Below are 6,037 nucleotides of genomic sequence, written 5' to 3' on the forward strand. Positions count from 1 at the left end.
CCCTATCCAGATCCAACCAGGCTCAGGACTCATTCTTTAAGATAGAAGACGAAGCTTGCTGCGATGTGGATTACGGACATGAATGTATGAGCACAGCAGTCATATGGACTTGTAACGGTTTTGTGCCGGTTGACTGAGCGTTTAAAGCTTTCAACAGGAAAGGCATGAGACCATGGCATTGAAGCAGACAGAAGAGTTTCGCCGCGAGGCGGTCAGGATCGCGCTGAGCAGCGGTTTGTCCAGGACACGGGTTGCGGCGGATCCGGGGATTGGCAAATCAACGCTGAGCCACTGGATTTCGCAGTATCGGTCAACTGATCTGACAGTACCTGAAGCGTCGAGGGACCTCGTCCGGGAAAATGAGCGTCTTCGCCTGGAAAACCGTGTCCTGCGGGAGAAGAGGGAAATATTAAAAAAAGCCACGCAGTTCTTCGCGAGCCAAAAGACGTGAGGTTTGCGTTTATCAGGGATCATCGCGACCGCTGGTTCTGCAGGTCTCGACGCGTGGGGCGACTGATGAAAGCCAACGGTATTCGTCCCGTACGGACGCGTCGGCACAAAGTCACGACCGGTAGTCGGCATTCCCCTGGCTTTGCTGACAATATTCTGGCCCGCGACTTCATGGCCGATGCCCCCAATCGCAAATGGGCGGGCGACATCAGTTATATCTGGACCAGTGAAGGCTGGCTCTGCCTTGCCGTCGTCATTGACTTGTTTAGCCGCCGCGTTATCGGTTGGGCCGCCAGTGACCGGATGAAAAAGGATATCGCTATCAGGGCACCCGATAGGCGATGCGTCTACGCAACCCACCATCTGGCTGTATTTTCCATTCTGATCGCTGCAGCCAATATTGCCCCCATGATTTTCAGAAAAAACTGACGGAATACAGGATGACACCGTCCATGTCCGGCCAGTTCTGCACTGCTCAGGTCCAGTGGGCAGTTGTGGCATGACCATGCTGATGGGCGATATAATTCCAGCGCTCCAGTTCAGCAGGGCTGGCTCTCACAGAGAGGCGGGATGTTCGGTGTAAGGCCATAAGGTTTTCTCCTTTAAGGGGGTCAACGGAGGAAGAATTCCCCCTTGCCAGATACTCAGTGGGTAGCCACTGAGCACTGCCGGCTCCCTGTAAGGATAACTGATCAGGACAGACGATTTTCGAAGTTTCTTCTATAGCCTGAAAATTATCGATAAACCTGTTCTCTTCGCCCCACCAGCGCTCTGACACACTAACGAATAACCTCAGGCTCTTCAGATGAAAATTTTAAATATTAAGGCTTAAGTCTCTGTCATGACGTAAACCATGCCAGCTCAGTAAGGTATCCGCTAAAAAAAACATAAGCGCAGCAACTGTGCAGGTAAGTGCTATTCCAAAAAATACGAGCAACCACCCTGATGTTGATGCATCTCGTATTGAACCTACAAACAGCACCATTGCTGCACCGCAAGTTGAAGCCCCTCCAATTCCATTCAGGATAATGGCAAGGTCCAATACAAAAATGCGACGATGCAAGCGAACCTGCTGGTGATTGAGCTGTTCAGGTGTGTCGAAAACGTTTACCGGTGTATCATCTGTCTTTGGTGCGTTAATTTTATTACGAACCTCTTCAAGATGATCTGTTACTCGTGAGAGACGAGTATTGAACACGTTTATAAGAGTTCCTATACCAGAAAGCATGAAGACAGGTGTTAGTGCGACTTGAATCAAATGCGCAGCACTATTGAGAGGATCTAAACCAGAAGAGAGAGGTAAAGGCATGATCGAAATGTTATCACAAAATACATCAGTGAGAAATGAAATTTTATTCAGCCTGTTATAAGTATGCTCCCACAGGATCAGGATTTACCCTAGGCTCAGGACCTGTTAATTTATTGAACTGAGCGAGAGGTTGTGATTCACAGACTTACCGATGGAGGATGAGCCTGTGAGTGATGTATTTTTACTGTCTGAGAGCCAGATGAAGCGGATTGAGCCGTTTTTTCCTCTTGCACACGGCGTGCCCCGCGTGGATGACCGGCGTGTTCTGAGCGGGATCGTTTATGTGATCCGCAACGGGCTTCAGTGGAAAGATGCTCCCAAAGCGTATGGCCCGCACAAGACTTTATATAATCGTTTCATTCGCTGGAACCGCCTGGGTGTCTTTGACAGGATCTTTAAAACTCTGGCAGAACAGGCTGGCCGTTCGAAGCGCCTGATGATCGATGCGACGCACCTTAAAGCGCACAGAACGGCAGCGTCCCTTCTCAAAAAGGGGCTTTTCCCCGCCATACCGGACGCACAAAACGCGGTCTGAACTCAAAACTGCATGCCATGTGCGATGATCAGGGACGGCCTGTCCGCCTGCATCTGACTGCAGGACAGGTCAGTGACTTCAAAGGCGCAGACGCGCTGCTGGCAGATCTCCCCGACAAGACAGAAGAAATCATCGGGGACAGGGGCTATGACAGCAACAGGATCAGGTTATTGCTTGCAGAACGCACTATCACAGCCTGTATTCCGCCGAAGAAAAACCGGAAATCAAAGCCACCTTACGACTGGCATCTGCATAAAAAGCGGCATCTGATTGAAAACATGTTCGCAAAGCTCAAAGACTGGCGACGGGTGGCAACACGATACGACCGCTGCGCTCATACATTCATGTCTGCAATACACATCGCCGCAAGCTTTATCTTCTATCTCAAAGAATGTGTCCTGAGCCTAAGGCCTCTTTATCTCCAGCAATGCGCCGGTCTGTTTTCTTAAAGGAAAGAAGCTGATCCTTTTTTACATTCTGGGAAGATTTTTCGGCCTCTTCGTCTGCTTCATCAGTCATTGGCAAGCCCCTTAAATAAGCAACACTTTCTATAAATCACCAGATGTTTAGTTCCGGACTTTAACCGGTTAGATTGATGATGAATCTTTCTGGCTCAGAAGTCCATATTTTACAGATAGATTTGTAAGGCGTGTGTCCATTGAAGGTCCTGAGCCTTCTCCTAAAGTTATCGGCTACCATGCAGTCATTGAGGTGGGCCTTCAAACACTCATAACTGTCGTAATGAAAGCGCTTGACGGTTGCTTCTTTGATCGTCTGGTTCTTCCGTTCCATCTGACCGCTGGTCCATGGGTGACTGAATTTTGTCAGACGGTGTTCTTCGCAGATCACGCCATATTGCAATCGGCTTTCCCAACCAGTCATGTGACAGCGAATTTTCTTGTCTGGTCGATGGCACGCTTACCTTCAGCGGTCTGGACTTCCGCTATATCAAGATGCAAAAAACCCAGTTGGATAGCATTTGAAGCTCTGGCATTTGGGCTTGTTCTTCCTCCATGCGTCCGAAAGCCAGACTTCCACTCACGTAAAAATTTCACGCCATCAAAACCCGGAACTAAACACCCAAGAACAAAGGGCGCCTGCAATCGTTCGACTGACATAACTCGGAAGCTATTTTTTTACTCGCCCTCGGGAGCGCCGCGCAGATCAGTTGACGTTTTCATATGCTCCCTGAACGTGGAGGATAAACCTTCTCATGCAAACGACGCAATTTCAGCAGCGATAACTGACGACAAGATCTGGGTCGTTTATTCAGTCCATGCTGCTGTCAGAATCGATTTAAGCAAGTCAAGATAAGTCCAGCCGTCTGCTTCTGCTGCAATCGCAGAAAGTGAGTCTTGATTTTCACGTCCAGGTCGGCCGTTGCCAGTCATATTCGGCTTCATATTGAGATCGAATAAACGATAGCGACCATCGCGCCCGGCACGGCAATCTATACGAATAGGTGCGCGTGCCTCCACAATTTCTGCTGCCTTGGTGCAGGCCCGCATTGTTGCCACCATCTCAGGTTGCGCTAACTCCTCAGCGGAAATAGCCCGACTGTTCTGTGTGACGGCAACAGCACCATTGTAGGGTGCAACACCATCAGCATGGTTGAAGCGACAGACCGGTCGTAGCCCCCAATATATATTGCTAGCCTCAGCATACTTTATACCTGCCGGACGAGGAGATTTTGGAGGCATCACTGTTACAGTCACTTCTTCACCGTCGAGATACTCCTCCAGAATCAAGAGTGTGCCAAACTCACCGCTTTCCAGAAGCTCTGTAGCTTGTGATTTAAGAGCTGCGAGTGATTTGACACGAGTAACCCCCTGACTCCCACGGCCTCTTATAGGTTTCAGCATAAGCGGAAATATCAGATTACGCTGGGCTAACGATGCTTCGGTGAGATTGCTGAGAGTGATTTCTGCCTCGTTGTCATCGCCCAGCAAAAACGAACGCGCCGCTGGCAGGCCGCGCTCAGCAAGCAAACGGTTTGTATGAAATTTGTCGTCAAAATTCTGGACTGCAGATGGAAGCTGCCCGACAATGCAAACCTGCTTCATTACTTTTTCAATGGGATGCCCAGTAAAAAGGACCGTATTCGCCCACAGGACCGTAGCTCCATTCTGAATAGCCGAGGCTATCCCTTCATCAGTATCCGGAAAAACCCAGTCCATGGCTCTGCCTGGATCTGGTTGCGAGACAGGTGTAATTACATCAAGATTACCGTTGCAGAGCGCAAAGCCTATATCGGCACCGCTGTCAGAGTATCCGCCTGGTTTTGGTGTCTTTCGTTGACCATCAACGATGGGGGGGGGGAGCGCCTGAAACAGAACGGCTATAGTGTCTTTACTCATCTCCAAACCTCTTAAATTGATTTATGTTTGATCATAAAATAATTCAGAAAACAAAAAACCTTTTACGCGATATATTTCATTTTTCATTCATAAAAAATATCCTCCTTAAAAATTTACAATAAAAAAAATACAAACAACACTTTGTTATTATTAATAAAATTAATATAATATCTTATCGACTTAAAAACCTTACAATTGACGTTTGGTATAATAAAATAACATAAAATAGCTAGTGACTGATAATAAGGGCATTGTGGTCGCAAGGCTAACCAATATTTTTTATAAAAAAGAAAAAAAAATGAAAAATATCAAATGTGTATATACATATTTTCTAATGTCTCTTTGTGTGGCCTCGTCCGCAAGTTACGCAGCAGAAGGTGGCTTCTACTCTGGTCCAATCGGAGGGTCAGACATGCGCGCAGCTTTGGTGGGATCACCCGGCAGCCTGCAAGTCGGAGCTGGATTTGTGCCACAATGGAGCAATTTATACACAGGAAACCATGGGCAACCCAATCCGAATGCGCAATCAGTGGCCTTTTCGGCTCAAGGCATTAATATAAATATAAGCTATGTATGGCCATGGCAGCTTATGAATGGAAAATTTTCTTCAAAAATTCAAGATCAATACAGCTTTGCCTGTTTCAGAAAACTCTCAAGGCAGCAGTGCAATAGCGGGTTCACAGACCCATACGTCGATTTTCTCTCTTATAGCTTCAAAGTCGGAATGTTGGGTGCAAAACCGCCCAAAGAACCAGTTAAGAGCAAAATCCCCTATGGCCTGTACATCGCTCCAGCATTTTCGATGTCTATACCAGAAGGGCGGTATAATGTTAATGATCTGATCAATCAGGGACATAACAGTGCGATTTTCGTGCCTAATATGTCTTTTACATATACGACAGGCCCCAATCTGGCATTTGGTGACGCAACAGAATTTAGCACGCGCGTCTATTATGAAATTGCCGCAGATAATCCAAAAACTGGTTACCGTAACGGCAATGTCTTTGTAGACGATTTTGCGTTAACAGAACGTTGGACTCATTTTCAGTTCGGAATGAGCGGAACCGTCGCCACAGGAACAACCAATGATACCAAACATGGGCACGTTGTTCTTGTGAATGGGAACAGACTGTTTGATTTTCTTATCGGTCCCGTAATAAATTACGATGTTCCGAAATGGCATGCTAATTTTGGACTGAAAGGTCTATATGATGTCACAAGCCATAATCGTCTCATGCACAACATGGTTATGATTAAAGCCGGTTTTTCGGTATTCTAGAGGGTGTTATGCACTTTCCGTGAGCAGGTTGACTGCGTTTTTCAGCATGAGACCTGCGAAGGCGAGGGTTGAAGCACAGCGCTCGTAGTCTTTTACGAGCCTTCTGC

5 protein-coding genes and 2 pseudogenes are annotated in these 6,037 nt (G+C 47.4%); 3 read left to right on the forward strand and 4 right to left on the reverse strand.

The features are described 5' to 3' along the window. Positions 1 to 172 precede the first annotated feature (172 nt). A pseudogene (locus GOB58_RS13125) lies at positions 173 to 914 on the forward strand (IS3 family transposase); the annotation flags it as partial. An 11-nt stretch (positions 915 to 925) separates the two neighbouring features. Here GOB58_RS13125 and GOB58_RS11685 read toward each other — a convergent pair. Beyond that, entirely contained in the window at positions 926 to 1,228 is a 303-nt protein-coding gene (locus GOB58_RS11685) for a hypothetical protein (protein WP_173560280.1), read from the reverse strand. 36 nt (positions 1,229 to 1,264) lie between these two features. After that, on the reverse strand, positions 1,265 to 1,759 hold the full coding sequence (locus GOB58_RS11690; protein WP_173560298.1) for a DUF2721 domain-containing protein: 495 nt from the start codon (positions 1,757 to 1,759) through the stop codon (positions 1,265 to 1,267). Positions 1,760 to 1,925: 166 nt separating this feature from the next. On the opposite strand from GOB58_RS11690, the gene GOB58_RS11695 reads away from it, so the two are divergent. Further along, a protein-coding gene (locus tag GOB58_RS11695) for an IS5 family transposase (RefSeq protein WP_173560299.1) occupies positions 1,926 to 2,743 on the forward strand; the annotation gives its coding sequence in 2 pieces (ribosomal slippage) (positions 1,926 to 2,259 and positions 2,259 to 2,743; 819 coding nt in all). A gap of 130 nt (positions 2,744 to 2,873) precedes the next feature. Here the strand turns inward: GOB58_RS11695 and GOB58_RS11700 are convergent. Next, positions 2,874 to 3,296, reverse strand: a pseudogene (locus GOB58_RS11700) (IS481 family transposase); the annotation flags it as partial. Between the two features lie 263 nt (positions 3,297 to 3,559). Beyond that, positions 3,560 to 4,651, reverse strand: coding sequence for a D-alanine--D-alanine ligase family protein (locus GOB58_RS11705; RefSeq protein ID WP_173560300.1), 1,092 nt, complete (start codon positions 4,649 to 4,651; stop codon positions 3,560 to 3,562). A 232-nt stretch (positions 4,652 to 4,883) separates the two neighbouring features. Between GOB58_RS11705 and GOB58_RS11710 the strand changes: the two genes are divergently transcribed. Continuing rightward, positions 4,884 to 5,930 carry a SphA family protein gene (locus GOB58_RS11710; protein WP_173560301.1) on the forward strand — a complete coding sequence of 349 codons (1,047 nt, stop codon included), beginning with the start codon at positions 4,884 to 4,886 and terminating at the stop codon, positions 5,928 to 5,930. The last annotated feature ends 107 nt before the right edge of the window (positions 5,931 to 6,037 follow it).

It is taken from the genome of Acetobacter thailandicus (assembly GCF_011516655.1).
GTDB classification, from domain to species: Bacteria; Pseudomonadota; Alphaproteobacteria; order Acetobacterales; family Acetobacteraceae; genus Acetobacter; species Acetobacter thailandicus.